Here is a 26,419-nt window from a genome sequence, read left to right as displayed (position 1 = left end):
CCGCGCGTCGTCACCCCGGGATGGTGCTCAAGCACCAGACCCGGGATCTCGAGATTCTCAGGTGCGCAAGCGCGCAACATAGTTCGCGCTAAGCGCGCCCCGGAATGACGCCAAGTCAGTTGCCCCACACTTCCTTGGCGATCTCGACCGCGAGACTCAGCTTCGCCCACTGCTCTTCCTCGGAGAGGATGTTGCCCTCCTCCGTCGAGGCGAAGCCGCATTGCGGCGACAACGCGAGTTGCTCAAGCGGAGCGAACTTGGAGGCTTCCTCCAGACGACGCTTGATGTCGTCCTTCTTCTCGAGCTCGCCGAACTTCGAGGTGATGACGCCGACCACCACGACCTTGTTGCCCTTGGGCAGGAAGCGCAGCGGCTCGAAGCCACCGGCGCGGTCGCTGTCATATTCGAGGAAATAGCCGTCGTAGTTGGTGCCGGCGAGCATGGTCTCCGCCACCGGCTCGTAGCCGCCCGACGAAATCCAGGTGGAACGGAAATTGCCGCGGCAGACATGCGTCGTCACCACCATGTCGGCGGGCTTCTCGGCCAGCGCGTAGTTGATGATGCGGGCGTAGATCTGCTGGAGACCGTCCGGATTGTCGCCGCGCTCACGCGCCTTCTGCAGCTCGTCCGGCGAGCAGAGATAGGCCCACACGGTGTCGTCGAACTGGAGATAGCGGCAGCCGGCGTCGTAGAACGCCTTCACCGCCTTGCGGTAGGTCTTGCCGAGATCCTCGTAGAAGGCGTCGAGATCGGGATAGACGTCCTTGGAGATCGACTTGCGGCCGCCGCGGAAGTGCAGCACGGCCGGCGAAGGGATCGTCATCTTCGCGGTGACATGGGCTTGATCCGCAACCTTCTTCAGGAAGCGGAAGTGGTCCAGCATCGGATGATCATCGGGGAAATCGAGCTTGTCGATCACCCGGACCGCGTCGTGGCGGGTCTGCACGCCCGTGAACTGGATGCCGGTGTCGGGATGAAACAGCTCGCAGCCGGTGAGCTTGGCCAGGAAGTCGAAATGCCACCAGGAGCGGCGGAATTCGCCGTCGGTGGCAAGCTTGAGGCCGACCGAGGCCTGCTTGTGCACGACCTTCTCGATCTCCATGTCTTCGATCTTGCGCAGATCGTCGGCCGAGATCTCGCCCTTCTCGAGCTTCGCACGGGCTTCCTTGATCTTGGCGGGGCGCAGGAGGCTGCCGACCTCGTCGGCGCGGAAGGGGGCTTTGGTTCGCTGCATTTTTTTGACTCCCGAGAATTTTCTAGTGGGCCGCCGCCCCAGCGACCCCGAGGTGGCGCTCCAGTACCGACGGGTCGGCCTTCAGCGCGGCGCTCGGGGCGTCGTGGACGATCGTTCCGCGCTCCAATATCACAACGCGGTCGGCAAGCCCGAGAATCTTTTGAGCATTCTGTTCGACGATGATCGAGCAGATGCCGCCAGCCCGGGTGATGGTCCCGATCGCTTTCAAAAGCTCCTCGACGATGATCGGGGCCAGCCCCTCGGTCGGCTCGTCCAGCAGCAGGACCTTCGGGTTGAGGGTCAGTGCCCGGCCAATCGCCAGCATCTGCTGCTCACCGCCGGAGAGCTGGTTACCGAAATTGCTCCGCCGTTCCTTCAACCGCGGGAACATCTCGTAGACCTTCTCGACGGTCCAGGGGCCGGGCTGCGCCACCGCAGTCATGTTCTCTTCGACCGTCAGCGAGCGGAAGATGTTGCGCTCCTGCGGCACCCAGCCGATGCCGGCGCGGGCGCGCTGGTCGGGCCGCAAACTCGTGACGTCGGTGCCGGCAAGTTCGACAGTACCGGAGAAGCGGCGGGTGACGCCGACGATGGAGTTGATCAGCGTGGTCTTGCCGGTGCCGTTGCGCCCGAGCAGTGCCAGCACCTGTCCTTCAGACAGACGCAGCGACATGTTGGGCAGCACCACCGCCTCGCCATAGCCGGCGCGCAGGGACTCGATCGCGAGCAGGTCAGACATTGACCGCCTCCTCGCCGAGATAGACCGCCTTCACTTGCGGATCGCGCGCGACCTGATCGGGCGGCCCCTCCGTGAGCAGCGCGCCGGAGACCAGCACCGAGATGCGGTCGGCAAAGGAGAAGACCAGATCCATGTCGTGCTCGATCAAGAGCACCGTCACGTCGCGCGGCAGGCTGCCGACGACCGCGAGGATGTCGTGCCGCTCGCTTTCGGGCACGCCGGCCGCGGGCTCGTCGAGCAGCAGCACGCGCGGCTTTCCGGCGATCGCGACCGCAATCTCCAGCAGCCGCTGCTTGCCGTAAGGCAGCGTCACGGTCTGTTCGTTCATGACGTCGAGCAGATGGAAGCGAGTCAGGAGATCGGCGATCTCGCCGTTGACGTCGCTTCGCGTTCCCATCCGCCGCCACCAGTCGCCGCCGTGACCGAGGCGTTCGGACACGGCGAGGCCGATGGTCTCGAGCGGGGTGAGATCGGGATAGAGCTGGTTGATCTGGAAGGTGCGCGACAGGCCGCGCAGCACGCGCTTGTGCACCGGCAGATCGGTGATGTCCTGCCCTTTGAGCAGGATGCGGCCCGAGTTCGGCTTGAGCACGCCGGTGAGTTGGTTGATGACCGTGGTCTTGCCGGCGCCGTTTGGGCCGATCAGGGCATGCCGGGCACCCTGCTCGATCTTCAGCGACAGGTCACGGGTGACGCGAAGGCCGCCAAAAGTCTTTTCGAGATTCTGGGTTTCAAGCGCGATGGTCATGCGTCGCTCTCCGGCACGGCGACGACGGCTTTTCGCCCAGCGACCTGCTTGATGACGAGGTTCGGCACATACAGCACCCAGCGATGCAGGCGCTGGCGGCCGACCAGCACGATCACGACCAGCACGAGGCCGATCCAGAACTGCCAGTATTGCGGCGTGATGGTGGAGAACACTTCCTGGAGCATACGGAAGATCACGGCGCCGATCAGTCCGCCATAGAGATAACCGGTACCGCCGATGACGAGCACCAGCATCAGATCGGCGGAGCGGTCGAAGGCGAACACGTCGAGCGAGGCGATCGCGGTGGTCTGGGTGAACAGCGCGCCGGCGATGCCGGCATAGAAAGCCGCGAGCGTGTAGATCGCGATCAGGCGGCGGTTGACGGGGATGCCGATTGCGGCCGCACGCAGCGGGTTGTTCTTGATCGCGCGCAGGGACAGGCCGAACGGCGAGTGCACGATGCGGCGGGCGAGCAGGAACAAGACGAACAACACCGCGAGCGAATAGAAGAAGCCGGCCTTGCCGAACATGTCGAACGGGATTTGGCCGAGGATCGGCTGCATCTCGATGCCCTGCAGGCCGTCGGTACCGCCGGTGATGTCGGAGAAACGCTCGGCGAGCGCCTCAAGCAGCAGCGCGATGCCGAGCGTCACCATCAGGCGGGTCAGGTCGACGCCGCGGATCACCAGGAAGCTGGTGGCGAAGCCAAGCACCATCGCGGCGAGGCCCGCCGCGATCAGCGCCAGCACGGGTTCGTTGATGATGCCGTGCAGCGCCAGCAACCCCGCAGCATAGGCCCCGACGCCGAAGAAGGCGGCATGACCCAGCGAGACGATGCCGGCATAGCCGAGGATGAGATCGAGCGACATCGCAAACAGCGCCAGCCGCAGGATGTCGGTCATGATCAGGTAGCGCGTGGGAAACAGAAGGCCGCAGGCGAGAACGACGAGCCAGAAAGCGGCCTCGCCATAGTGCCAGCGCGCATGGCGCTGGGCGTGATAACCGACGTCGGAAGATGCGTTCATCGGCAGACTCAACGCGCAGCCGTGCGGCCGAACAAGCCGTTCGGGCGCCAGATCAGGATCACGATCATCATGGTGTAGATCACGAACGGTCCCATCTTCGGCACGTAATATTTGCCGGCGACGTCTCCGATGCCGAGCAGCAGCGAAGCCAGAAACGGCCCCGTGATCGAGGACGAGCCGCCGACGGTGACCACGATCAGGAAGTAGATCATGAACTTCAGCGGGAAATACGGATCGAGGCCAAGTATCTCGGCGCTCAGCGCACCGCCGAGGCCGGCAAGCCCGCATCCAAAGGCAAAGGTGAAAGCGAACACCTGCGGCACGTTGATGCCGAGACCGCTGGCGGCACGGGGATCATCGACGGCGGCGCGCAGGCGGCTGCCGAAGCGGGTCTTGGCCAGCACCATCTGGAGGCCGATGGTGAGCAGGCCGCAGATCACGATGATCATCAGCCGGTAGCGGCCGATGCCGACGCCAAACAGGTCGAACTGCCCCTGCAGCGCGGCCGGCAAGTTGATGAAGACGCGGGACGAGCCCTGGATGTAGTCGACGGCGGCGACCGACATGAAGGTCAAGCCGATCGTAAACAGCACCTGATCGAGATGGCTGCGCGCATAGAGATGACGATAGAGCGTTCGCTCGAGCACGATGCCGATCGCCGCGGATGAGACGAAGGCAAGGGGCAACGCCGCAAAGAAGGGCCAGCCGTGCTGGTTCACCAACAGCATGCACACATAACCGCCGGCCATGGCGAAGGCGCCATGAGCGAGATTGACGAAGTTCATCAGGCCGAGCGTGACCGCGAGCCCGCACGCGAGGACGAACAGCAGCATGCCGTATGCCACGCCATCGAACAGGTTGGTGAGGATTGAGGTCATCGAAGGTCGATCGGTCCTAAGCGTTCGTCATTCCGGGGCAGCGCGTGCGCGCTGAACCCGGAATCTCGTTTCAGTCACTTCGAGATCCCGGATGCGCGCTAGGGCGCGCCCCGGGATGACACGCTTTCGCGCGTCACTTCTTGGTCTTGCCGAGATCCTTGACGGCTTCGAAGGTCTGGAACTCGACGTTGTAGAGTTCGCCGTCGACCTTCTCGACCTTGCGGATGTAAACGTTCTGGATGATGTCGCGCGTCTCCGGATCGATCGAGATCGGGCCGCGCGGGCTCTCCCACTTCTGACCCTTCATGGCCTCGACCAGCTTGGTGCCGTCGGTGTCGCCATTGGTCTTCTTGAGCGCCTCGTAGATCAGGTGGATGCCGTCATAGCCGCTCACCGCCATGAAGCCGGGACGTGTGCCGAACGCCTTCTTGTAGGCGGCGACGAAGTCCTTGTTCATCTGCGAAGGATGCGCCGCCGAGTAGATGTGCGCGGTCACGGTGCCGAGCACGGCGTCACCCATGTTGTTGAGCAGGTCGTCGTCGGTGACGTCGCCCGGCCCGATCACCTTGATGCCGGCCTTGTCGAGGCCGCGCTCGGCATACTGCTTCATGAAGTTGCCGCCCTGGCCTGCGGGCACGAACACGAAGATCGCGTCGGGCTTGGCATCCTTCATGCGCTGCAGGAACGGCGCGAAGTCGGGGTTGGCGAGCGGCGTCTTGACCTCTTCGACCACCTGGCCGCCGCCGGCAGTGAAATGTTCCTTGAAGAAGTTGAGCGCGTCATTGCCCGGCGCGTAGTCCGAGGTCAGCGTCGCCACCTTCTTGATGCCATTCTTCACCGCCCAATCGCCGATGATGGTCGAGGACTGCGCCAGCGTGAAGCTGGTGCGCACGATATAGGGTGAGCGCTCGGTGATGATGGAGGTGCCGGCCGCCATCACGACTTCCGGGATCTTGGCCTGGGTCGCCAGCGGCGCGGCCGCGAGCGCCGCCGGCGTCACGCCGAAGCCGCCGATGAAACTGACCTTGTCGTTGACGATCAGTTCCTGCGCGGCGGTCTTGGTCTTGTCCGGGATCGCCGCGTCGTCCTTGACGATGATCTCGATCTTCTTGCCGGCGACGGTGTCGCCCTTCTGCTGCATGTAGAGCTTGATCGCGTTCTCGATCTGCTTGCCGGTCGAGGCCTGGCCGCCGGTCATCGGCAGGATCATGCCGACCTTGACGGTGTCTTCCGCCTTGGCCGGCACGAGGCCCGCTAGGCCCGAGACGGCGGCAACAACGGCCGCCCAAGAGACCGTTTGGGTAAACTGCTTGCGTTCGAACATCAGATGTCCCTCCCCTTCATTCCTTGACTCTTGTGCGCCGAACCGAGTGCCCGGTCCTTGCCTCACGTTAACTTACGCACGAGCGATATCGCGCGTCACATGGCGTCTTTCGCGCCCTCATTGTCAATCGGACGTTTGGCGACCATTCGGCGCAAGCCACGCGTTCCGGTTGCTGACGGCGGGAAGCGATGTCGCGGTTACGTCCGGGTAACCCGAACACCTCGATCTTGGTCGCGTCCATTTGTACGATTGTACAAATAAAATGGACCTGTCAACGAAAAAGCCCCGCCGGTGGAAGCCAGATTGTCGCGAGCCGATCGCCGCAGTCTAGAAAAGCGCCGGCCAGCGTGGATGGAGGATTTCGTCTTTCATTTGCAGAATTCAGACATCTGCAGGAAAGCAAGGCCCTGACATCCGGTATTTTTGTACCTACCTCGAATAAGCCAATTTTACCTTGTTGATGGCTACTGTTCCCCGGCGCTGGTCTGCCGGCGTCCGGTTCCTCTCCCCGATTGCAGTGCGCCCGAAGATGTCCAGACGTTTCCGCTCGATCGTGTCCCTGCTCACACTCGCCGCGGGACTGGCTGGATGCGGCACAGTCAACGAGAAGCTTTCAGCCGGCATGGGCGACTACGTTCCGCAATGGGTCGGCGGCCTGCCGGCGGACGCACCGCCCCGGCCGGGCACGCCGCAATACGACGCCTGGATGAAGGAACGCGAGCGCAAGCGGCTGATGCCCGCGGCGGATCGCGAGAAGGAAGAGCAGGCGCAAAAGGGCGCAACGCCAGGCAACGCGGTGCGCTAGATCCTGCCGTCATTCCGGGGCGATGTGGCAGCATCGAGCCCGCCTCTTCGAGGCGCCCCGGAATGACAGTGTCCTAGTCCACGAAGACTACGGTCTTGCGGCCGTTGAGGATCACGCGGTCATCCAGGTGATAACGGATCGCGCGTGCCAGCACGCGGCGTTCGATGTCGCGGCCCTTGCGGACGAGATCTTCCGGCGTGTCGCGATGGCTGATGCGTTCGACGTCCTGGTCGATGATCGGGCCCTCGTCGAGATCGCGCGTCACGTAATGGGCGGTGGCGCCGATCAGCTTGACGCCGCGCTCGTGGGCCTGGTGATAGGGCTTTGCACCCTTGAAGCCCGGCAGGAACGAATGATGGATGTTGATGCAGCGGCCGGACAGCTTGCCCGACAGATCATCCGACAGGATCTGCATGTAGCGGGCGAGCACCACGAGATCGGTCCCGGTCTCGGCGACGAGCTTCAGGATCTGCGCCTCCTGCTCGCTCTTGGTTTCCTTGGTCACAGGCAGATAATGGAACGGGATGCTGCCGAAATCGAGCCCGGCATAGACCTCGCGCGGATGGTTGGAGACGATCGCAGCCAGTGTCATCGGCAATTCGCCGGTGCGCCAGCGGTAGAGGATGTCGACCAGGCAGTGGTCGGACTTCGACACCAGCAGCATCACCTTGCGGTGCGCGGCACGGTCACGCATCTGCCACTCCATGCCGAAGCGCTCGGCAATCGCCGCAAAGCCGGTCTGAAGCGCGGCCAGTTCCACGGCGAGATCGGCCGCGGTGAACACCACCCGCATGAAGAATTTCTTGGTCTCGACGTCGTCGAACTGCTGGGCGTCGAGAATGTTCTGTCCGGAGTTCGCCAGGAAGGTCGACACGGCCGAGACGATGCCGGGACGATCCGGACAGGACAGGGTCAGAACATATTGATGATCGGGCATGGCTGTTGAAGGGATGGCTCTTGGTGAAGGTTTGTGCAAGGGCCGCGGACAGACCCGCGATTTGCGCCCTGCTCTAGCACCGGGGCGACCCTTGCGCCAATCCCGACGACGGAGTCAGGATGAATGGACGATTGCGATTTTCGACTGACCGGAGCACGCCCATGGCCGACCGTTTGAACGGCACCCGCATCCTGATCCTGGAAACCCGCGAGGAGGCGCAGTTCTCGAAGCTCCTGACCGAGCAAGGCGCCGAAGTGGTGCAATGCCCGATGTTCACCATCGAGGACGCGCCGGACCCCGCCCCGGTCGAAGCCTGGATCCGCCGTGCCATCGACCGGCCGTTCGACGACCTCGTGCTGATGACCGGCGAAGGCCTGCGGCGGATCATGAAACTCGCGCGCGCGCGCGGGCTCGACCAGGCCTTGGTCGCAGCGCTGGCCAAATCGCGAAAATTCACCCGCGGCCCGAAGCCCGGCAAGGCGCTGCGCGAAATCTCGCTCGAGGCGCAGCAGACCACGGAGAAACCGACCACCGAGGGTGTGGTCGAGATGATGGGCCAACTCGATTTGAAGGGCCATCGTCTTGGCCTCCAGCTTTATCCCGACAAGGATCACGGCGCGCTGACCAGTGCGCTCGCCGCGCAGGGCGCAGAGGTCGATACCGTGCTGCCCTATGCTTATGACTCGAAGGCAGCGGATGCCAATATCGTCGCCGCTATCGACGACATGGCCGAGGGACGAATCGATTCCGTCGCGCTGACCAATCTCGGCCAGGTCCGCCGGCTGATCGAGGCGGCGAAGGCGCATGGCAGCGAGGCGAAGTTGCGCGCCGGCTTCGAGCGGACACTGATCGCCTCAGTCGGACCGGCAGTCTCGGGCGAACTCGCCGCGCATGGTCTGCGCACCGACATCTCGCCTGCGGATGACGCCTATTTCATGCGTCCATTGATCTCGGCGATGGCGGCGGCGCTTTCAGAGAAGCGACTGGCCGGTCAATGGCCAGGCGGCGATGCCTAACCCGCCACTTGCGAGGCGGCCGACATCAATTCCTGCGGGCTCGGCATCCCGAACATGCGCTGGCCGCCATCCGGAACCTCGGTAAAGGTCCAGCGTACGATTCCTTCCCGATCGAGCAGAAACTGGCCGAACAACTGGCCCGTGCCGGCCGCCGCCATGCGCTGATCGGCTTCGGTCATCTCGTAACCGTCTTTGTTGTTGAGGTACTCGGCGGCTGCCGACCGAGCCATCGGCCCAGGCAATTCGCCGGGCATATCGACTGGTGGCATGCTCATGATCACGTCCATGCCGACCTTGCGTGGCCACTCGGTCTCGTTCTGCGTGAACTCGATATTGGGCAGGCCGAATGCGCGGTGCGAGACTCGATCCGGGTCGGCCGCGGCGAGCAGATTTGGCAGTGGATTATAACGGAAATAGAGCCGCGCCCGGTCGATCGGCGTGTTGACGACCGTGAGAGTTTCGATGCCCTTTCCGCGCAGCGCGCCGTCAAGCTGCGCCTGCGCGGCAATATGGCGCCGGCAGAACGGGCAATGCAGGCCACGAAACAATCCCACCAAAATCGGACTCTGCCCGCGATAATCCTCGAGCGCGATCTTTCCTTCGCGTGTGATGGCATCCAGGACGATGTTCGGTGCGCGATCGCCCGGCTGAAGTGTTCCATCCACAAGACGTTCTGACATGGTTGAAATCCCTCACATTGGCTAGTCGAGAAACGGCAATACGATCAGCCCTGCAGGATCGAGCCCGTGCCGGGCGCAGACATCATGGGCCAGCGCGAAATACCGCTCGGCCTCGGGCATGTCGCCTCGATCAAGGTTCAACGTCGCAAGACCATCATAGCACGGAAACAGCTGCTGCGGCTCGCCGGTCTCGCTCGCCACCTCGATGGCCTCGTTGTAGCAGCGCGCGGCCAGATCAGGGCGAAAGTGGCATTGATGGATCTGTCCGAGCACGATCAAGGGCACCGGGAGATGCTCGCGCTGGTCGAGCGCGCGATCGATCTCGATTGCCTTTTCGGCAGCCGGCACCCCCTCCTCGGTGCATCTGTCCGTGAAGGTGCAACAGGCAACGGCAAGATTGGCAAGAAGGCGCGCCTGGAAGCCGAGATCCCCGGTTCGACGCGCGACATCGAGGCCGCGCCGGCAGACCTCGACGGCTTTCGCCGGATCGACAATCGTGTAGAGCACGCCAAGGTTGGTGTAGCCGCGACACACTTCGTTGAAAAGGCCGGCGGCCTCCGCTGCCGCGACACTTTGCTCCACCTCGCGTACGGCCTCCTGATGTCGCCCGAGCCGCGCCAGCGCAACCGCCTTGGTGTTGAGGGCCTCCGCAACGGCGCGCGCCGCCTCGAGCCCGGCCTGCTCGTCCGCGTCCGCCGGTACGGACCGCGCATGGCTGAGTGCCTCGTCTGCCCATCTCGCCGCAGCGCCGTGATCGCCGACGCGAAAGGCGAGACGGCCACGCTCCTGCAATAGGTGCGCCCATTCGATCGGCGCGCTGATCCCGCCAAGCCGTTCAGCCGCATCGGCATAGTAAGTCTCTGCGTTGATGCGCTTGCCGGCGTCCCAGAACAATCGGCCGAGCTTGCGACGAATTCGCGCCTCGCCGAGGCGGTCCTCTGCCGTACGGTATCCTTCCAGCGCACATCGATAGTGCTCCTCGGCCGCGCTTCGGCGGCCGGCCACGCGACAGAGATCTGCAATGCACTCGTACAAGATGAGGCGTTCCGGCTCGCACCCACTGCCGGTCGACAGCACGGCGAGGGACTGCTGGTAGAAGCGAAGGGCATCATCGTTGGCATAGCTGGCGCGTGCGCGATCGCCAGCAGCGCACAGATAGCTCGCGCCCTTCGGCTTGCTCGGGCTCAGACTGAAGTGATGTCCGAGCTGTATGAGATCTTCAAGACGCTCGGGCTCAACGCCATAGAGCCTCTCCAGCGCGGCACCAATCCGTCCGTGAAGCTCGATCCGCCGCTGAAGAAGCAGGTTCTGGTAGATCACGTCCTGAAGCATGGTTTGCGTGAAGCGATAGGTCCGCTGTGAAATCGAGTTCGAGCCCGCGATTTCCTCGATGATCTCCGCGTCGCAAAGAAGTTCGAGCCCTGCTTCCACCCTCGCCGGCTCGGTGGCGGCAGCCCCGAGAGTCGCCGCATCGAAACGCGGACCGATCACCGCGGCCTCCTGTGCCAGGTGGCGCGCCTGATGCGGCAATCGGTCGAGGCGCGCCAGCAACAGCGCCTGAATGCTTGCTGGAATATCGGTGGCGGCTTCATCCGACTTCATCCGCCACTGCGCTCCGTCGCGTTCCAGCGCGCCAGCCTCGATGAGGCCGCGGATGATCTCCTCGAGGAAAAGCGGATTGCCGCCGGCGCGATCGAGGATTCGACCGAACAGAGGTCCCGGTGGTTCACACCACCCCTGACTGAAATAGGCCGCGAGCAGCCTTTGTCCGTCGGCATCGTCAAGCGGGGGCAGCCGAATGGTCGTGTGGCTGATCCTGCTCGAACCGAACAGGTCCAATTCCAGTACTGGCCGGTGTGTGAACAGCAGCATCAGCCGAGTCCGCTCCAACCGATCCATCAGGAACCGCAACGCCTCAAGCGACACCGCGTCGGCCCAATGCAGATCCTCGACGATGATCAGAAGCGGCGACAATGCCAGGCGGCGTTCGAAGACGGTACGAATCGCGAAAAATATCTGCCTGCGGAGTTGCTCGGGCTCGACATGCCTGAGCACGCCGTTGGGGTCGCCAAGCCCGAGGACGTGCAGATAGAGCGGCATCAGGCGATCGGCCTCGTCGCTGGCGAGGCCAAGCTCCGACAACGCTTCGGCGACTTTCGCCTGCGCCTCCAGGGCGCCAGCCTTCTGCGATATCCCGTATGCACTACGCAGCACGGCTGCGAGTGTGCCATAGGATTGTTCGCCGAGCGGCGAGCAGGCCACCTGCCGGATTGCCACCCCTGCGAAGAGATCGTCGTCGCGGATGCGGGCGGCGAATTCGCCGACCAGGCGCGTTTTCCCGATGCCGGCTTCACCGACCAGCCGAACGAGTTGAGCGGCGCCGCCGCACGCAAGATCGAGGCTGCCGATCATGCGCGCCAGCTCGGCGTCGCGTCCAATCAGCGGCGCATTGAGGCCGAGCGTGTCGAGACCTCGTGCCGCGCGGGGCGTGTCGAGCGGCTCCTTCAGGCGGTGGACCAATACGCTGCCCATCTTGCCCTTGAGCGAGACCTCGCCAAGAGAGTCGTAGGAGAACGCATGCCGCGTCAGACGATGGGTCAGGGGCCCGACCAGCACTTCGCCCGGAGCCGCCATCGACTGCAGTCGCTGGGCCGTATTCACCGTGTCACCGGTCACCGAATAGGATTTGGCGACGCCTACGCCAAGCCCGCCCGCGACGACATGCCCGGTGTTGATACCGACATGGAGCAGCAGCGGCGAACCGGCATACGCCTCCGCACGTTCGCTGAGGCGCGCCGTCCGGCCGATCATGTCGAGAGCCGCGCGCACGGCTCGCTCGGGGTCGTCCTCGTGCGCGGCTGGCGCACCGAACAGCGCGAGCAGCGCATCACCAATGAATTTATCCACGAAGCCGCCAAAGCCCTGCACCGCGGCCGTCAACTCCTCGAACAACTGATTCTGAAGCGTCTGCATGATCTCGGGATCGAGCCGCTCGCTCATCGCAGTGAAGCCGCTAAGGTCGGCAAACAAAACGGTGATGGTGCGGCGATTTGCTTCGCCATCGATATGGTCCGACTGCCGTCGAAATGCGTGTTGGGCCGTCCGCAACGTTGGCGAGGACTGCGCTGATCCCGGCCCGTGATCATTCCTGGTCCCGCTGACAAGGGCGCCGCATTTCGGGCAGTAGGCAAAATCCGGCGCGCATGGAAAGCCGCAGCCATGGCACGCCTGCGGTTGCTTCGTGCCGCACTTCGGGCAGAAGGCAAAGCCGCCCTGAACCTCGAAACCGCAACCGGAGCAGTTCATGGCTCGAGACCTCGCGAAAACGCGATGGTGTGATCTGCTGGCCCGACGGGATGGGCCTCAGGATGCAGACCAGAATGGGCTTTGCGCGCCGGAAGAGCAAGCGCGGCCAGTCCATGTTTCCGTATTGGCCGAACAACGAAGCGATGCCGCGGGCGCACGGGTGCACCGCACGTCGGGGGCGGACATGCGGTAGAACCAATTGACAGACGCATCGCCGGGGCTACCTTGCCGAGCAGAAGAACAATAATAAGGGCCGGGAATCGCCGTGAAACCCGTCAACGCATCTTGAGCACACCAAAAAGACCTTCCGCGCTCGCGCCATTCCGCATCCGCAACTATCGCTTTCAGTGGCCGTCGGACCTGCTCACCTCCTGGGCGTTCGAGATCGAGACGCTGGTGCTCGGCTGGTACATCCTGGTCGAGACAGGCTCGGTGCTGCTGCTCACCATTCTCGCCTCGCTGCAATATGTCGGAACGCTGATCGCTCCGGTGCTCGGGATGATCGGGGACCGGATGGGTCACCGCGATCTTCTTGTCGTGCTGCGTCTCACCTATACGGTCCTCGCCTCGACCATCATGGTGCTGGCGCTGACCGGTCATCTGGCGCCGCTCAAGGTGATGATCATCGTGACGATCATGGGCCTGATCCGCTCCTCGGATCTCGGCCTTCGCAGCGCGCTTCTCGCCGACATCATGCCCGCCGAGCTGCTGGTCGGAGCGATCAGCCTGTCGCGCACCACCCAGGACAGCGCGCGCATCGCCGGAGCGCTGACGGGAGCCGGACTGTTCGCGACCTTCGGCATCGGCAAAGTCTATGCAGTGATCGCCTGCCTCTATTTTGTGGCCGCGATTCTGATGCTGTGCCTGACCCGACCGGAGAAGTCCGCGGAGCATCGCTTGGTGGAAAGCCATTCGGGCTCGCGGCTGCTGCGCGATCTCAAGGAAGGCATCGTATATTCCTGGAACGGGCCGGCCATGCTGGCCGCGCTCTGCGTCGCATTCCTCGCCAATCTCACCGCGTTTCCGCTGACGAATGGGTTGCTGCCCTACATCGCGCGCGACATCTTTCATACCGACCAGACCGGCCTCGGCTACCTCTCGGCGAGCTTCGCCCTGGGCTCGCTGATCGGCTCCGTCACGCTCAGCCTGGTCGGCGGCCTGCGCATTGCCCGGCTCCTGATCGGCGCCACGCTGGCCTGGTACACGCTGCTGCTGGTGTTCGTCGAAATCAGGACCATGCCAATCGCCATGGCTTGCCTCGTGCTGACCGGCATCGCCCAGAGCATGTCGATGATCTCGGCTGCCGTGATCCTGATGCGAACGGCGAGCGCGCACCTGCGCGGCCGCGTGATGGGGGTACGCATGATGGTGATCTACGGTCTGCCGGTCGGATTGCTCGCGGCCGGCAGCCTGATCGACGTCATCGGCTATTCAGCAACGGGGTCGCTTTATGCCGCCGCGGGTTTCGTCGCGATGCTGGGCATCGCCATCCGCTGGCGCGCCGACCTCTGGCCGGTGCACGCATCCGCCAATGCGCGCTAATCCCCGTATCCGCGCAGCCGCTCGACGTTGAGGATGGTGACGCCGCCGTACTCCAGCCGCAGCAGCCCCTCCTTCTCCAGTCGGTTCAACGCGCGGTTGGCGTTCTGGCGCGACATGCCGGAGAGCGCACCGATCTCCTCCTGGGTAATCTCCAGATGCGCGGTCGATTCCGGATAGAGGATCGGATTGAACAGCGAGGCAATGCTGCGGGCAAGCCGAGACGTCGCATCGAGCGTGCGGTTGACTTCGAGCATGCCGATGAACTGGCCGAGCCGCTCGTTGAGCTGGCGCACCAGGAAGCGGTTGAAGCCGACGCTGTTCTCGAACAGCCACATGAAGGCCGAGCGCTCCATCAACGCGACGCGGCTGTCGCGCAGCGCGACCACGTCGTAGCGACGCAGCTCGTTCTTGAGCACGCTTCCTTCGCCGAACCAGGCGCCTGCCGTCAGCCCCGCAAGGCTGGTCTCCTTGCCGTCGCGCGACACCCCTCCCATGCGGGCAAGGCCGCTCACCATGCCGGCCCAATAGTCGAATTTGTCACCGCGCATGAACACGTTCTCGCCGGTGTCGTAGGACCGCTCCGTGATCCCGGCACGGGCGACCTCGATCTCCGCTGGCGTGAGCTCGCGCGACCAGGCGGCAACGCGCTTCAATTGATCCTCTGAGATCATGATCGAGAGGCCAGCCGCACCGTTTCGTCGCTCCATCCTTCTGCTGCACTGCAGCACAATCGTTCCGACCACCATCCGACGAAAGATAGAAGCCGCTGCCGCCCTAAAAACTTTGTCGCAGAATTGTCAGGCCGGAGACATTTCAAAATAGCGCTTTCCCCTATTGAGAACCACCTCGGGCGATGCGGCTTTTGATCCCAAACGGGGCGAAAGCGACGCGGCTCCGGTCGGGACCATGTGCTGCATGGCCTCACCGGCATGGCCGTACTAGGATCGTCCACGAGGAACCGACGAAGAGCGCCGCTGAACGCGCCATCACCGGGAGGGATTTGTTTGGTGGCTACCAGTCTCGAAGTGCGGGGCGTGTCCTTGCGATTCGGCGGCGTTCGCGCGCTGACCGACGTCAGCTTCGCCATCAGCGAGGGCGAGCTGTTCTCGATCATCGGTCCCAACGGCGCGGGCAAGACCTCGATCGTGAACTGTATTTCCGGCCGCTACAAGCCGACCGAAGGCCAGCTGTTCTACCAGGGCCGCGACATCACCGGCCTGACGCCGAATGCGCGCCCCAAGCTCGGCATCGGCCGCACCTTCCAGAATCTCGCGCTGTTCCACCACATGAGCGTGCTCGACAACATCATGGTCGGCCGCCACCACCTGCTGAAAAACAATTTCCTCACGGGATCGCTGTATTGGCTCACCGGCGCGCGCAGGGAAGAGCTCGATCACCGCCGCAAGGTCGAAGAAATCATCGACTTCCTCGACCTCCAGTCGGTGCGCAAGGCGACCGCCGGCACCCTCTCCTACGGCCTGCGCAAGCGCGTCGAGCTCGCTCGCGCCATGGCGCTGGAGCCGCGCCTCATCCTCCTCGACGAGCCGATGGCCGGCATGAACTTCGAGGAAAAGGAGGACATGGCCCGCTACATCGTCGACCTCAACGAGGAGTTCGGCATGACGGTGGTGATGATCGAGCACGACATGGGCGTGGTGATGGACATTTCCCACCGCGTCATGGTGCTAGATTTCGGCCGCAAGATCGCCGAGGGCGACCCGGCCGCCGTACTCGCCGATCCTCACGTCAAGCGCGCCTATCTCGGCGAGGAGGACGAGGCGCTGGTCGATCCTGACGATGCCCCGCCTTCACAGGAGAGCGCGGCATGATGGATTACGCAGCCCGCGTCGCCCAGGCCGACACCTATCCGAAGATGCTCCGGCTCAACGCGAAGGAGCACGGCAACGAGATCGCGCTGCGCGAAAAGGATCTCGGCCTCTGGCGTCCCTTCACCTGGAACGACTACCAGGCCCGCGTGCGCGACTTCGCGCTCGGGCTGATCGAGCTCGGCCTCGGCCGCGGCGACGTCATCGGCATCATCGGCGACAACCGGCCGGACTGGGTTGCCGCGGAAGTGGCCACCCATGCGATCGGCGGATTGAGCCTCGGGCTCTATCGCGACGTGCTGGACGAAGAGGCATCCTATCTCCTCAACTACGGTGAAGCGCAGCTCGTCTTCGCCGAGGACGAGGAGCAGGTCGACAAGCTGCTGGCACTGGCCGGGCGCGTGCCGAAACTCAGGCACGTCATCTATTCCGACCCGCGCGGCATGCGGAAATATGACGACCCGCGGCTGATGTCGGCCGAGAAATTCGCCGAGCTTGGCCGCGCCCGCGCCGCGCGCGAGCCGGAGCTTTACGACAAGCTCGTCGATGCCACCAACGGCGAGGACGTCGCCATCCTCTGCACCACCTCGGGCACCACATCGCATCCGAAACTCGCAATGCTTGCCGCCGGCCGCGTGCTCGGCCATTGCGCCACCTATCTCGCCTTCGACCCTAAAGGACCCGACGACGAATACGTCTCGGTGCTGCCGCTGCCCTGGATCATGGAGCAGGTCTATGTTCTCGGCAAAGGCCTGCTCTGCCGGATGAAGATCAACTTCGTCGAAGAGCCCGACACCATGATGAACGATCTGCGCGAGATCGCGCCGACATTCGTGCTCTTTGCCCCACGCGTCTGGGAATCCATCGCCGCCGACGTCCGCGCCAAGGTGATGGACGCGACACCCTTCAAGCAGCGTCTGTTCGACATCGGTATGAAGTCGGGCCTCGCCGCGCTCGAACAGAGTAGGCGCTCCGGTTTTGCCGATGCGATCCTATTCCGCGCGCTGCGTGACCGGCTCGGCTTCACGCGCCTGCGCTCGGCCGCGACCGGCGGCGCGGCGCTCGGACCCGATACCTTCAAGTTCTTCCAGGCGATGGGGGTGCCGCTACGCACGCTCTACGGCCAGACCGAACTGCTCGGGGCCTACACGCTGCATCCCGAGGGCAAGGTCGATCCTGACACCACCGGCGTGCCGATGGCCGACAATGTCGAGATCCGCATCGACAATGCCGACGTCCACGGTGTGGGCGAGATCGTGGTGCGGCATCCCAACATGTTCCTCGGCTATTACAAGAACCCGGAGGCGAGCGTCGCCGACATCCGGGACGGCTGGATGCTGTCGGGCGATGCCGGCTATTTCAACGACAATAAGCAGCTCGTCGTCATCGACCGCATCAAGGATCTCGCCGAGACCTCGCGCGGCGAGCGCTTCTCGCCGCAATTCATCGAGAACAAGCTGAAATTCTCACCCTATATCGCCGAGGCCGTGGTTCTCGGCGCCGGCCGCGATGCGCTCGCGGCGATGATCTGCATCCGCTACTCCATCATCTCGAAATGGGCGGAGAAGAACCGCCTCTCCTTCACGACCTACAGCGACCTCGCCTCGCGGCCTGAGGTCTATAAGCTGCTCCGGAAGGAGGTCGAGACCGTCAACGCCACGCTGCCGCCGGCGCAGCGCATCTCGCGATTCCTCCTGCTCTACAAGGAGCTCGACGCCGACGACGGCGAGCTCACCCGCACGAGGAAGGTGCGCCGCGGCGTCATCAACGAGAAATACGAAGGCATCATCGACGCGATCTACCGCGGCGATGCCGACATCCCCGTCGACACCGTGATCCGCTTCCAGGACGGCACCACGCAACGTGTGCGCACCACGCTGCGGGTCGTGGACCTCGGCGGACGTGGCCCCATGGCGGAGGCCGCGGAGTGAACTCACTTCCAATGCAGAGCGCGCCGCAATTGATCCACCCCTCCCTGCGCAAGCTGGGAGAGGCGAAGGAAAGCATCACATGAACACCGCCTTCCTCATCCAGCTTCTGGTCAACGGCCTCGTGGTTGGCACGCTCTATGGCGTGGTCGCGATGTCGTTCGTGCTGATCTACAAGGCGACGCAGGTCGTCAATTTCGCGCAAGGTGAATTGCTGCTGGTCGGCGCCTGGGTTTGCTGGGCGCTGCTCGCCAAATACCAGGTGCCGTTCTGGATCGGCATGCCGATGACGCTGGTCTTCATGTTCGTGTTCGGCATCGCGATCCAGGTACTTATCCTGAGGCCCATGATCGGCGAGCCCATCATCTCCGTCATCATGGTGACGATCGGCCTGTCCACCGTGCTCCAGGCGACGCTGAAATGGATGTTTGGCGTCAACCCGCAGCCGTTCCCGCGCGTGTTCGAGAGCCAGTCGGTCGCCCTGTTCGGGCTCCAGATCCAGACGGTCTATGTCATGAGCCTCGTGGTCTCGCTCGCGATGATGATCGGCATGGCCTGGTTCTTCCGCGCCTCGAAGTACGGCCTTGCGATGCGCGCCACCGCGTTCAACCAGCAGGTGGCACAATCGCTCGGTATTTCCGTCAAGAGCGTGTTTGCGATGGCCTGGGCGATCTCCGCGACCGTCTCTGCGGTCGCGGGCGTCGTGGTCGCCGTGGTGAATGGCGTCTCCTCGGGCCTTGCCGCCTACGGCATCAAGGTGTTTCCGGCCGCGATCCTCGGCGGGCTCGATTCCGTCGGCGGCGCCGTGCTTGGCGGCATCATCATCGGCCTGCTCGAGAACATCGCGCAATATGTCGACAGCCAGTATCTGCACTGGGGCAATCTCTACGAGATCGCGCCGTTCTACGTCCTCATCATCGTGCTGATGATCAAGCCTTATGGCCTGTTCGGCACCCACGACATCGAGCGGATATGATCCATGGCCGGCCCTTCCCTCATCCCCGCTGGTGATTTCCGCACCTCTTACGCGGCCGACACCACGATCTTCCCGACCGCGACCAGCCGCAATTTTGCGATTGCAGGCGTGCTGCTGCTCTGCCTCGTGCCGCAATTCATCAGTGGCTACTGGCTCAGCATCCTGATCCAGATCGGCATCTTCTCGATCGCGGCGCTGGGGTTGAACATCCTGGTCGGCTTCACCGGCCAGATCTCGATCGGCCACGCCGCCTTCTTCCTGCTCGGCGCCTTCTCCTCCGCCTACATCTCCAACAACGCGCCGATCCCGGTGTTCTTCGCAATTCCGCTCGCCGGTGTCGTCACCGCGCTGGTCGGCCTGGTCTTCGGCATCCCGGCGGCGCGGCTGAAGGGGCTCTACCTCGTCATCGCGACGCTGGCCGCACAATATATCCTGCTCGACTTCTTCTCCCGCGCCGAATGGTTCTCAGGCGGATCGGTGCCGGCAAGCGCCGAGCCGTTCTCGATCTTCGGCTACGCGCTGCGCGGCGATAAGCAATATTTCTACGTCGTGCTGACCTATGTGCTGGCAAGCTACATCCTCGTCACCAACCTGATGCGCACGCGCGACGGCCGTGCGCTGGTGGCAATCCGCGACCATTATCTCTCCGCGGAAATCATGGGCATCAACCTCACCAAGTACCGTACGCTGTCGTTCGGGCTGGCCGCCTTCTTCGCCGGCATCGCCGGCGCGCTCTATGCGCACTACCAGAACGTCGTGTCGCAGGAAGGTTTCGGCATCGAGCGCTCGATCCTGTTCCTCGCCATGATCATCATCGGCGGTACCGGCTCGATCATGGGCACGCTGATGGGCACCGCGTTCGTGGTGCTGCTGCCGGAATCGATGGAGTGGATCAGCCTGCATCTCAAGGGCGGCGCGATCGACCAGGCGCTGTCGCTCAACAACAACCTCACCTTCCTGCGCGAGATCGCGATCGGACTCATCATCATCGTGTTCCTGATGTTCGAGCCTGATGGCCTCGCGCATCGGTGGCGGCAGATCAAGGCTTATTGGAAACTCTACCCGTTCTCGTATTGAGCGCGGCCAGTTCAACAAACCAATAACAGGAGGAGACGACCCATGAAGAAAAAAACCCTTTTGAGCACCGCTTCCCTTGTGCTCGCGATCGCCGCATTTTCGGCCAGTGCGCAGGCACAGATCGCGATCGGCCATCTCGAGGACCGCTCGGGCGGCACCGCCGACGTCGGCACGCCGTTCGGCCAGGCCGTCGCCGACACCTTCGCCTGGGTCAACAAGAACGGCGGCGTCGGCGGCAAGCAGCTCAACGTCGACACCAACGACTACGGCTACCAGGTGCCGCGCGCGATCGCGCTCTACAAGAAATGGTCCGCACCGGACAACAAGGTCGCCGCCATCATGGGCTGGGGCACGGCGGACACCGAAGCGCTGACCGGGTTCCTCGCCCAGGACAAAATCCCGGACATGTCCGGCTCCTATGCGGCCGCGCTGTCCGACCCTGAAGGCACCAGCGGCAAGGCCAAGCCCGCGCCCTACAATTTCTTCTACGGTCCCACCTATTCCGACGCGCTGCGCGCGATGCTGATGTGGGCGGCCGAGGACTGGAAGGCCAAGGGCAAGCCGGGCAAGCCGAAATACGTCCACATGGGTGCCAACCATCCCTATCCCAATGCGCCGAAGGCCGCCGGCGAGGCGCTCGCCACCGAGCTCGGCTTCGAAGTGCTGCCGCCGCTGGTCTTCGCGCTGAGCCCCGGCGACTACAGCAGCCAGTGCCTGAGCCTGAAGAGCTCGGGTGCGAACTACGCCTATCTCGGCAACACGCCCCAATCCAACGTGTCGGTCCTGAAGGCCTGCAAGGCGGCGAACGTGGACGTTCAGTTCCTCGGCAACGTCTGGGGCATGGATGAGAACGGCGCCAAGGCTGCCGGCGACGCCGCCGACGGCGTGGTGTTCCCGCTCCGCACGGCCGTCGCTTGGGGCGGCGATGCGCCCGGCATGAAGACCATCGTCGAAATCTCCAAGATGTCGGACCCTTCAGGCAAGGTCTATCGCCCCGTGCATTACATCGCAGCTGTCTGCTCGGCACTCTACATGAAGGAGGCGCTCGACTGGGCCGCCAAGAACGGCGGCGCCACCGGCGAGAACGTCGCCAAGGGCTTCTACCAGAAGAAGGACTGGGTGCCGGCAGGCATGGAAGGCGTCTGCAATCCCTCGACCTGGACCGAGAAGGACCATCGCGGGACCATGAAGGTCGACCTCTATCGCTCGAAGGTGTCGGGCGCGACCGACGGCGACATCAACGACCTCATGAGCAAGGGCACGATCAAGCTCGAGAAGGTCAAGTCGGTCGAGCTGCCGCGCAAGCCGGAATGGTTTGGCTGGTGAGCCTCGCCATTTCCCCGCGTGCAATTGTCATCCCCTGCGAAAGCGGGGGATCCAGTACGCCGCGGCTTCTCCCTGAATCTCAGGCGCCTCTGGAATACCGGGTCGCCGGTCAAGCCGCGCGACGACAGCGGAGTGTTACGAAACATGACCGAAATCCTCGAAGCATCTCGCACCTCGCCCAATGTCGTACCTGCGCCTCCCCTCCTGGCGGTGCGCAACATCGAGGTCGTCTATGACGACGTCATCCTGGTGCTGCGCGGCCTCAGCCTCGACGTGCCCAAGGGCGCGATCGTGGCGCTGCTCGGCGCCAATGGCGCCGGCAAGTCGACGACCCTGAAGGCGATCTCGGGGCTGCTGAAGACCGAGGACGGCGAGGTCACGCGCGGCGAGATCCTGTTCGAGGGCGAGCCGATCGCCGGCATCGATCCGGACAAGATCGTCCGCCGCGGCATCTTCCAGGTGATGGAGGGCCGGCGCATCGTCGCCGACATGACGTCGCTGGAAAACCTCAGACTCGGTGCCTTCACCCGCAAAGACCGCGGGGTCGACGCCGATCTCGACATGGTCTTCAATTATTTTCCGCGCCTGAAGGAGCGCACCGGACTTGCCGGCTATCTCTCCGGCGGCGAGCAGCAGATGCTGGCCATCGGCCGCGCGTTGATGGCGCGCCCGAAGATGATCCTGATGGACGAGCCGTCGATGGGCCTGTCGCCGCTGCTGGTAAAAGAGGTGTTCTCGATCATCCAGAAGATCAACCGTGACCTCGGCGTCACCATCCTGCTGGTGGAGCAGAACGCGCGCGCCGCGCTGTCGGTGGCAAGCCACGGCTACATCATGGAGCAGGGCAAGGTCGTGCTCGACGGCACCGCGGACGAGCTGCGCGACAACGAGGACGTCAAGGAGTTCTACCTCGGCGGCGCCGGCGACCAGCGCAAGAGCTTTAAAAATCTCAAGAGTTTCAAGCGGCGCAAGCGGTGGCTTTGACAAAGCGTTTTCAAGCGAAGTGGGAACCGGTTCGCGTGAAGAAAACGCGTCAAGACAAAAGAGATCTAACCTTCAAGCACCTGCTCCGCTTCCGTGACCGCACAGAGCACATGATAGAACGACGACGCAGGAATGGTGTCGACCAGCGATTTGCCGTCGCTGTCGAACTGGTCGTACCAGCCGCCGCGCACGGGATGGCTGAGATAGTGCCGTTCGAGCCGCAGCAGCGCCGCGCGCGCTTCCGCCGCCGCACCCGCCTCGCCGGATTCGGCCTGCGCGATCCACGCTTTCGCGATCTCGGTCTGCGGCCACAGCCGGCGTGTGCTGCGGCGGATGTTGCCGACGTCATCCCCCTCGTCGACGAGGCACGCCGTGGCCGCGTCGCGATAGCGCAGCGCCGTCGCCAGCAGTTCGGCACGGCGTTGTCCGGTCGGGCATCCCGTGATGCGTTCGAAACCTTTCAGCAGCCAAACCCATTCCGCCTGATGACCGGGCTCGACGCTGACAGGCTCGATCTTCGACCAATCCTCTTCGAAATATTCGCCGAGCGCGCACTTCCGCTTGTCGTAGAGATTGGCGAGGAACAGCGCGAAGAACTCGCCGGCGCGGTTCTGGAACGACAGATCGTGGGTCGCGTCGAAGCACGCGATCATCGCCTCGAACAGATGCATCTGCGGGTTCTGCCGGCGCGGCAGCGACACCGGCAGGCTTTCGTGCACGCCGCCATGCGGCGAGCGCAGATGACCGTCGAGGAAAGCGAGCAGCGCGTCGATCTCGTCGCGGATTTGCGCGTCCTGGTCGAGCGAATAGACCGTGGCGAGCGCGAACAGAATGAAGGCGTGGTCGTAAGCGTCGCGCCGCGCATCCAGCACCGCACCATCAGGCGTCAGCCGGTGCACATAGCCGGGCTTGCCGTCGGGCGCCTTCGCCTTTGCCAGGAGGTGCTCGAGCCCCTTCAGCGCAATCGCGCGCCCCTCGGGATACCAGCCCATCTGCGCCGCCTTGGCATAGCACCAGATCTGGCGGGCCTGCACGAACACCCGCCGGGGCGCGGCCGTATCCGCCGTGCCGTCGCGGTGCAACCGATCGATGAATCCGCCCGAGGCGCCGTCCCAGCCGACGGTGGACCACAGCGGGATCGCATCCTCGATCATCCGGCGCTTCAGGCGCGCGACGACGCCAGCCGTCTCGTCCGCCGGAATGATGCTCTCGTCCGCCATCGTGTCCTCTCCGCGCCCCGCCAATGGCCGTCTGATACCCATGCGGGCGGCGGCGTGCAACGGATGCCAACCCGGAAAGGCCTGCCATGACCGCCCATTACGACGCCCGCGAGACGCGCGAACAGGCCGTGCGCGAGGCCGAGCTGTTTTCCCAGCTGCCGGACGTGCTGCGCGGCGCGATGGCGGCGCCCGCCTATGCCGAACGTCTCAAGGGCATCGATCCCGCCGCCGTGACCTCCAGGGCCGTGCTGGCGGGCCTGCCGGTGCTGCGCAAGTCGGAACTGCCGGCCCTGCACAAGGCCTCAGCGCCCTTCGGCGGCTTCGTGAAGGCCTCACCGGGGTCGTTCGCCCGCCTCTTCACCTCCCCGGGTCCGATCTTCGAGCCGGAGGGCCGCCAGACCGATCCCTGGCGCGGCGCGCGGGCGCTGTTCGCAGCCGGGTTCCGCTCCGAGGACGTCGTGCTCAACACCTTCAGCTATCACCTGACCCCCGGCGGCTTCATTTTCGACGCCTCGGCGCGCGCACTGGGCTGCGCGGTGATCCCTGCCGGCCCGGGCAATGTCGAGCAGCAGTTCGAGCTGATCGAGGCCTACCGTCCGGTCGGCTACAGCGGCACCCCTGATTTCCTGAAGATCCTGCTCGATGCCGCCGCGACCGCAGGCCGCGACATCTCCTCAATCAAGCGCGCGCTTGTGTCGGGCGCGGCCTTCCCGCCCTCACTCCAGGCCGAGATCAAGGCCCGCGGCATCGACGCCTACCAGGCCTTCGGCACCGCCGATCTCGGCCTCATCGCCTTCGAGACCGACGCGCGCGACGGCATGGTCGTGAACGAGGATCTGATCATGGAGATCGTCAAGCCCGGCACCGGCGATCCGGTGGCGCCGGGCGATGTCGGCGAGATCGTAGTGACCTCGCTCGATCCGCATCATCCCTGGATACGGCTCGCGCTCGGTGACCTCACCGCAGCGCTGCCAGGCCAAAGCAAATGCGGCCGCACCAACATGCGGATCAAGGGCTGGATGGGCCGCGCCGATCAGACCACCAAGGTCAAGGGCATGTTCGTCCGCCCCGAGCAGATCGCCGAGATCGGCAAGCGCCATCCCGCGCTCGGACGGCTGCGCCTCGTTGTCACGCGCCGAGCCGAAGCTGACGCGATGACGCTGAAGGCCGAATGCGCCGAAGCGAGCGAGGCGATGCACGAGGAGATCGCCGGCACCTTGCGCGCGGTGACGAAGCTCGGCGGCGGCGTTGAGCTGGTCGATCCGGGCGCTCTGCCGAATGACGGCAAGGTGATTGCGGACGAGCGGTAGCGGGGTGCGCTCCCACTCAGATCTATACCGCCAATCGATTGTACGCTTCATAGGCGAGCTTTAGGCCATCCTGAAGCGACGTCGTCGCGCGCCAGCCGAGCCTGGTCAGCCTGTTGACATCGAGCAGCTTGCGCGGCGTGCCGTCGGGACGCGAGGTGTCGAAGACAATCTCGCCGCGATAGCCGACGATCTCGGCGACGACTCGCGCGAACTCGGCGATGGCGATGTCCTCGCCGGTGCCGATGTTGACCAGCTCCTCGCCGGAATAGATCTTCATCAGATGCACGCAGGCATCCGCCATGTCGTCGACATAGAGGAACTCGCGACGCGGCGTGCCGGTACCCCAGACCGCGACGGTCTTCGCGCCCGACACTTTCGCCTCGTGAAAGCGACGGATCAGCGCGGCAACGACGTGGCTCAGCTCGGGGTGATAATTGTCGCCGGGGCCGTAGAGATTGGTCGGCATCACGCTGATGAAGTCGCTGCCATACTGGCTGCGATAGGCCTCCGCCATCTTGATGCCCGCGATCTTGGCAATCGCGTAGGGCTCGTTGGTCGGCTCCAGCGGGCCCGATAGCACGCTGTCCTCGCGCAGCGGCTGCGGCGCCAGTTTCGGATAGATGCAGGAGGAGCCGAGGAACATCAGCTTCTCGGCCCCGTTTTGATGCGCGGCCTGGATCACGTTCGCGGCGATCGCGATGTTGTCGTAGATGAACTCGGCGCGCAGCGTGTTGTTGGCGACGATGCCGCCGACCTTGGCCGCGGCGAGGAAGATGACCTGCGGCCGCAGACGCGCGAACCAGTCGAACACGGCAGCCTGGTTGCAGAGATCGACCTCGCGCCGGTCGACGGTGACGAGATTCACATTCTCCCGCGCCAGCCGGCGCACGATGGCGCTGCCGACCATGCCGCGATGGCCGGCGACGTAGACGCTCTTGCCTTTCAGCTCAAACGGTACGCTTGCCATTGACGACATCCCGTTTGGCATCGGCCAGATCGCTCGTCATCATCTCCTCGACGAGTTGCGCAAAGCTCCGCTTCGGCTTCCAGCCGAGCACCTGCCGCGCCTTGCTTGCATCGCCGACGAGCAGATCGACCTCGGTCGGGCGGAAATAGGTCGGGTCGATCTTCACCACCGCCTTGCCGCTGGCGGCATCAATGCCGGTTTCATCGACGCCGGCACCGCGCCATTCGATGCGACGGCCGACATGGGCAAAGGACAGCTCGACCAATTCACGCACTGAGCGCGTCTCGCCGGTGGCGAGCACGAAATCGTCGGGCTTGTCGGCTTGCAGGATCATGTGCATGCCCTCGACGTAATCCTTGGCATGGCCCCAGTCGCGCTTGGCCTCGAGATTGCCGAGATAGAGCGTCTGCTCCAGCCCGACCTCGATCCGCGCCACACCGCGCGTGATCTTGCGCGTGACGAAGGTCTCGCCGCGGATCGGGCTCTCGTGGTTGAACAGGATACCGTTGCTGGCAAACATGCCATAGGCTTCGCGGTAGTTCACCGTGATCCAGTAGCCATAGAGTTTTGC

Annotated in this window: 23 protein-coding genes; 10 read left to right on the top strand and 13 right to left on the bottom strand. The window is 64.1% G+C overall.

The features are described 5' to 3' along the window. Window positions 1-115 precede the first annotated feature (115 nt). The 6 genes from QY049_RS10875 to QY049_RS10850 form a co-directional block, all read right to left on the bottom strand. Window positions 116-1,234: a cobalamin-independent methionine synthase II family protein gene (locus QY049_RS10875; protein WP_194481699.1), complete on the bottom strand. Its 1,119-nt coding sequence runs from the start codon at window positions 1,232-1,234 to the stop codon at window positions 116-118. 22 nt (window positions 1,235-1,256) lie between these two features. Beyond that, window positions 1,257-1,973 (bottom strand): ABC transporter ATP-binding protein, encoded by a 717-nt coding sequence (locus QY049_RS10870; RefSeq protein WP_194481698.1) that lies wholly within the window; start codon window positions 1,971-1,973, stop codon window positions 1,257-1,259. Beyond that, window positions 1,966-2,721: an ABC transporter ATP-binding protein gene (locus QY049_RS10865; protein ID WP_301269318.1), complete on the bottom strand. Its 756-nt coding sequence runs from the start codon at window positions 2,719-2,721 to the stop codon at window positions 1,966-1,968. Before QY049_RS10865 ends, QY049_RS10870 begins: the two co-directional genes overlap by 8 nt. Continuing rightward, window positions 2,718-3,746 (bottom strand): branched-chain amino acid ABC transporter permease, encoded by a 1,029-nt coding sequence (locus QY049_RS10860; RefSeq protein WP_301269317.1) that lies wholly within the window; start codon window positions 3,744-3,746, stop codon window positions 2,718-2,720. Before QY049_RS10860 ends, QY049_RS10865 begins: the two co-directional genes overlap by 4 nt. Window positions 3,747-3,754: 8 nt before the next feature. Beyond that, the gene (locus QY049_RS10855) at window positions 3,755-4,624 is read right to left on the bottom strand and encodes a branched-chain amino acid ABC transporter permease (protein WP_301269316.1); all 870 of its coding nucleotides are present in this window, start codon (window positions 4,622-4,624) and stop codon (window positions 3,755-3,757) included. Window positions 4,625-4,757: 133 nt separating this feature from the next. Next, on the bottom strand, window positions 4,758-5,948 hold the full coding sequence (locus QY049_RS10850) for an ABC transporter substrate-binding protein (protein WP_258766157.1): 1,191 nt from the start codon (window positions 5,946-5,948) through the stop codon (window positions 4,758-4,760). Window positions 5,949-6,477: 529 nt separating this feature from the next. On the opposite strand from QY049_RS10850, the gene QY049_RS10845 reads away from it, so the two are divergent. After that, window positions 6,478-6,753, top strand: coding sequence for a hypothetical protein (locus tag QY049_RS10845; RefSeq protein ID WP_301269315.1), 276 nt, complete (start codon window positions 6,478-6,480; stop codon window positions 6,751-6,753). A gap of 73 nt (window positions 6,754-6,826) precedes the next feature. On the opposite strand, the gene purU is transcribed toward QY049_RS10845, so the two are convergent. Beyond that, window positions 6,827-7,690: a formyltetrahydrofolate deformylase gene (gene purU, locus QY049_RS10840; protein ID WP_258766155.1), complete on the bottom strand. Its 864-nt coding sequence runs from the start codon at window positions 7,688-7,690 to the stop codon at window positions 6,827-6,829. A gap of 161 nt (window positions 7,691-7,851) precedes the next feature. Between purU and QY049_RS10835 the strand changes: the two genes are divergently transcribed. Then, window positions 7,852-8,706, top strand: coding sequence for a uroporphyrinogen-III synthase (locus tag QY049_RS10835; protein ID WP_301269314.1), 855 nt, complete (start codon window positions 7,852-7,854; stop codon window positions 8,704-8,706). On the opposite strand, the gene QY049_RS10830 is transcribed toward QY049_RS10835, so the two are convergent. Together QY049_RS10830 and QY049_RS10825 are read right to left on the bottom strand one after the other, a co-directional pair. Beyond that, window positions 8,703-9,386, bottom strand: coding sequence for a redoxin domain-containing protein (locus QY049_RS10830; protein WP_194481690.1), 684 nt, complete (start codon window positions 9,384-9,386; stop codon window positions 8,703-8,705). The two genes, QY049_RS10835 and QY049_RS10830, sit on opposite strands and share 4 nt — an antisense overlap. A gap of 21 nt (window positions 9,387-9,407) precedes the next feature. Continuing rightward, the gene (locus QY049_RS10825) at window positions 9,408-12,692 is read right to left on the bottom strand and encodes an adenylate/guanylate cyclase domain-containing protein (RefSeq protein WP_301269313.1); all 3,285 of its coding nucleotides are present in this window, start codon (window positions 12,690-12,692) and stop codon (window positions 9,408-9,410) included. 285 nt (window positions 12,693-12,977) lie between these two features. Here QY049_RS10825 and QY049_RS10820 point away from each other — a divergent pair, with 285 nt between their 5' ends. Further along, entirely contained in the window at window positions 12,978-14,234 is a 1,257-nt protein-coding gene (locus QY049_RS10820) for an MFS transporter (RefSeq protein ID WP_301269312.1), read from the top strand. On the opposite strand, the gene QY049_RS10815 is transcribed toward QY049_RS10820, so the two are convergent. Continuing rightward, entirely contained in the window at window positions 14,231-14,905 is a 675-nt protein-coding gene (locus QY049_RS10815) for a Crp/Fnr family transcriptional regulator (RefSeq protein ID WP_301269342.1), read from the bottom strand. The genes QY049_RS10820 and QY049_RS10815 overlap by 4 nt on opposite strands. Before the next feature lie 336 nt (window positions 14,906-15,241). On the opposite strand from QY049_RS10815, the gene QY049_RS10810 reads away from it, so the two are divergent. From QY049_RS10810 to QY049_RS10785, 6 genes are all read left to right on the top strand, one after another. Beyond that, window positions 15,242-16,063 carry an ABC transporter ATP-binding protein gene (locus QY049_RS10810; RefSeq protein WP_301269311.1) on the top strand — a complete coding sequence of 274 codons (822 nt, stop codon included), beginning with the start codon at window positions 15,242-15,244 and terminating at the stop codon, window positions 16,061-16,063. Further along, window positions 16,060-17,991 (top strand): long-chain fatty acid--CoA ligase, encoded by a 1,932-nt coding sequence (locus QY049_RS10805; protein WP_301269310.1) that lies wholly within the window; start codon window positions 16,060-16,062, stop codon window positions 17,989-17,991. The genes QY049_RS10810 and QY049_RS10805 overlap by 4 nt, the downstream gene beginning before the upstream one ends. A gap of 79 nt (window positions 17,992-18,070) precedes the next feature. After that, window positions 18,071-18,964 carry a branched-chain amino acid ABC transporter permease gene (locus tag QY049_RS10800; protein WP_195803414.1) on the top strand — a complete coding sequence of 298 codons (894 nt, stop codon included), beginning with the start codon at window positions 18,071-18,073 and terminating at the stop codon, window positions 18,962-18,964. Window positions 18,965-18,967: 3 nt separating this feature from the next. After that, on the top strand, window positions 18,968-20,041 hold the full coding sequence (locus QY049_RS10795; RefSeq protein ID WP_301269309.1) for a branched-chain amino acid ABC transporter permease: 1,074 nt from the start codon (window positions 18,968-18,970) through the stop codon (window positions 20,039-20,041). Window positions 20,042-20,083: 42 nt separating this feature from the next. After that, the gene (locus QY049_RS10790) at window positions 20,084-21,367 is read left to right on the top strand and encodes an ABC transporter substrate-binding protein (RefSeq protein WP_301269308.1); all 1,284 of its coding nucleotides are present in this window, start codon (window positions 20,084-20,086) and stop codon (window positions 21,365-21,367) included. A gap of 144 nt (window positions 21,368-21,511) precedes the next feature. Next, window positions 21,512-22,351 (top strand): ABC transporter ATP-binding protein, encoded by an 840-nt coding sequence (locus tag QY049_RS10785; RefSeq protein WP_258766147.1) that lies wholly within the window; start codon window positions 21,512-21,514, stop codon window positions 22,349-22,351. A gap of 65 nt (window positions 22,352-22,416) precedes the next feature. On the opposite strand, the gene QY049_RS10780 is transcribed toward QY049_RS10785, so the two are convergent. Continuing rightward, window positions 22,417-23,571, bottom strand: a complete 1,155-nt coding sequence (locus QY049_RS10780) for an AGE family epimerase/isomerase (RefSeq protein ID WP_301269307.1) — start codon at window positions 23,569-23,571, stop codon at window positions 22,417-22,419. A gap of 86 nt (window positions 23,572-23,657) precedes the next feature. On the opposite strand from QY049_RS10780, the gene QY049_RS10775 reads away from it, so the two are divergent. Then, window positions 23,658-24,881: a phenylacetate--CoA ligase family protein gene (locus tag QY049_RS10775; protein ID WP_301269306.1), complete on the top strand. Its 1,224-nt coding sequence runs from the start codon at window positions 23,658-23,660 to the stop codon at window positions 24,879-24,881. Window positions 24,882-24,903: 22 nt separating this feature from the next. Here the strand turns inward: QY049_RS10775 and QY049_RS10770 are convergent, their stop codons facing one another. Beyond that, entirely contained in the window at window positions 24,904-25,848 is a 945-nt protein-coding gene (locus tag QY049_RS10770; protein WP_301269305.1) for a GDP-L-fucose synthase, read from the bottom strand. Then, window positions 25,829-26,419: GDP-mannose 4,6-dehydratase (locus tag QY049_RS10765; protein WP_301269304.1), on the bottom strand; the 591-nt coding region annotated here is incomplete at its 5' end. The genes QY049_RS10765 and QY049_RS10770, both read right to left, overlap by 20 nt.

This window comes from Bradyrhizobium sp. WYCCWR 13022 (assembly GCF_030435535.1).
Classification (GTDB): Bacteria; Pseudomonadota; Alphaproteobacteria; order Rhizobiales; family Xanthobacteraceae; genus Bradyrhizobium.
The sequence above is the reverse complement of the archived record's forward strand: the minus strand, read 5'-3'. Positions and strand labels throughout refer to the sequence as shown.

Bases quoted from the DNA above. Each gene is read 5' to 3' on its own strand.
- QY049_RS10875 (WP_194481699.1), bottom strand. From the start codon at position 1,234: ATGCAGCGAACCAAAGCCCCCTTCCGCGCCGACGAGGTCGGCAGCCTC.
- QY049_RS10870 (WP_194481698.1), bottom strand. From the start codon at position 1,973: ATGTCTGACCTGCTCGCGATCGAGTCCCTGCGCGCCGGCTATGGCGAG.
- QY049_RS10865 (WP_301269318.1), bottom strand. From the start codon at position 2,721: ATGACCATCGCGCTTGAAACCCAGAATCTCGAAAAGACTTTTGGCGGC.
- QY049_RS10860 (WP_301269317.1), bottom strand. From the start codon at position 3,746: ATGAACGCATCTTCCGACGTCGGTTATCACGCCCAGCGCCATGCGCGC.
- QY049_RS10855 (WP_301269316.1), bottom strand. From the start codon at position 4,624: ATGACCTCAATCCTCACCAACCTGTTCGATGGCGTGGCATACGGCATG.
- QY049_RS10850 (WP_258766157.1), bottom strand. From the start codon at position 5,948: ATGTTCGAACGCAAGCAGTTTACCCAAACGGTCTCTTGGGCGGCCGTT.
- QY049_RS10845 (WP_301269315.1), top strand. From the start codon at position 6,478: ATGTCCAGACGTTTCCGCTCGATCGTGTCCCTGCTCACACTCGCCGCG.
- purU (WP_258766155.1), bottom strand. From the start codon at position 7,690: ATGCCCGATCATCAATATGTTCTGACCCTGTCCTGTCCGGATCGTCCC.
- QY049_RS10835 (WP_301269314.1), top strand. From the start codon at position 7,852: ATGGCCGACCGTTTGAACGGCACCCGCATCCTGATCCTGGAAACCCGC.
- QY049_RS10830 (WP_194481690.1), bottom strand. From the start codon at position 9,386: ATGTCAGAACGTCTTGTGGATGGAACACTTCAGCCGGGCGATCGCGCA.
- QY049_RS10825 (WP_301269313.1), bottom strand. From the start codon at position 12,692: ATGAACTGCTCCGGTTGCGGTTTCGAGGTTCAGGGCGGCTTTGCCTTC.
- QY049_RS10815 (WP_301269342.1), bottom strand. From the start codon at position 14,905: ATGATCTCAGAGGATCAATTGAAGCGCGTTGCCGCCTGGTCGCGCGAG.
- QY049_RS10805 (WP_301269310.1), top strand. From the start codon at position 16,060: ATGATGGATTACGCAGCCCGCGTCGCCCAGGCCGACACCTATCCGAAG.
- QY049_RS10800 (WP_195803414.1), top strand. From the start codon at position 18,071: ATGAACACCGCCTTCCTCATCCAGCTTCTGGTCAACGGCCTCGTGGTT.
- QY049_RS10795 (WP_301269309.1), top strand. From the start codon at position 18,968: ATGGCCGGCCCTTCCCTCATCCCCGCTGGTGATTTCCGCACCTCTTAC.
- QY049_RS10790 (WP_301269308.1), top strand. From the start codon at position 20,084: ATGAAGAAAAAAACCCTTTTGAGCACCGCTTCCCTTGTGCTCGCGATC.
- QY049_RS10785 (WP_258766147.1), top strand. From the start codon at position 21,512: ATGACCGAAATCCTCGAAGCATCTCGCACCTCGCCCAATGTCGTACCT.
- QY049_RS10780 (WP_301269307.1), bottom strand. From the start codon at position 23,571: ATGGCGGACGAGAGCATCATTCCGGCGGACGAGACGGCTGGCGTCGTC.
- QY049_RS10775 (WP_301269306.1), top strand. From the start codon at position 23,658: ATGACCGCCCATTACGACGCCCGCGAGACGCGCGAACAGGCCGTGCGC.
- QY049_RS10770 (WP_301269305.1), bottom strand. From the start codon at position 25,848: ATGGCAAGCGTACCGTTTGAGCTGAAAGGCAAGAGCGTCTACGTCGCC.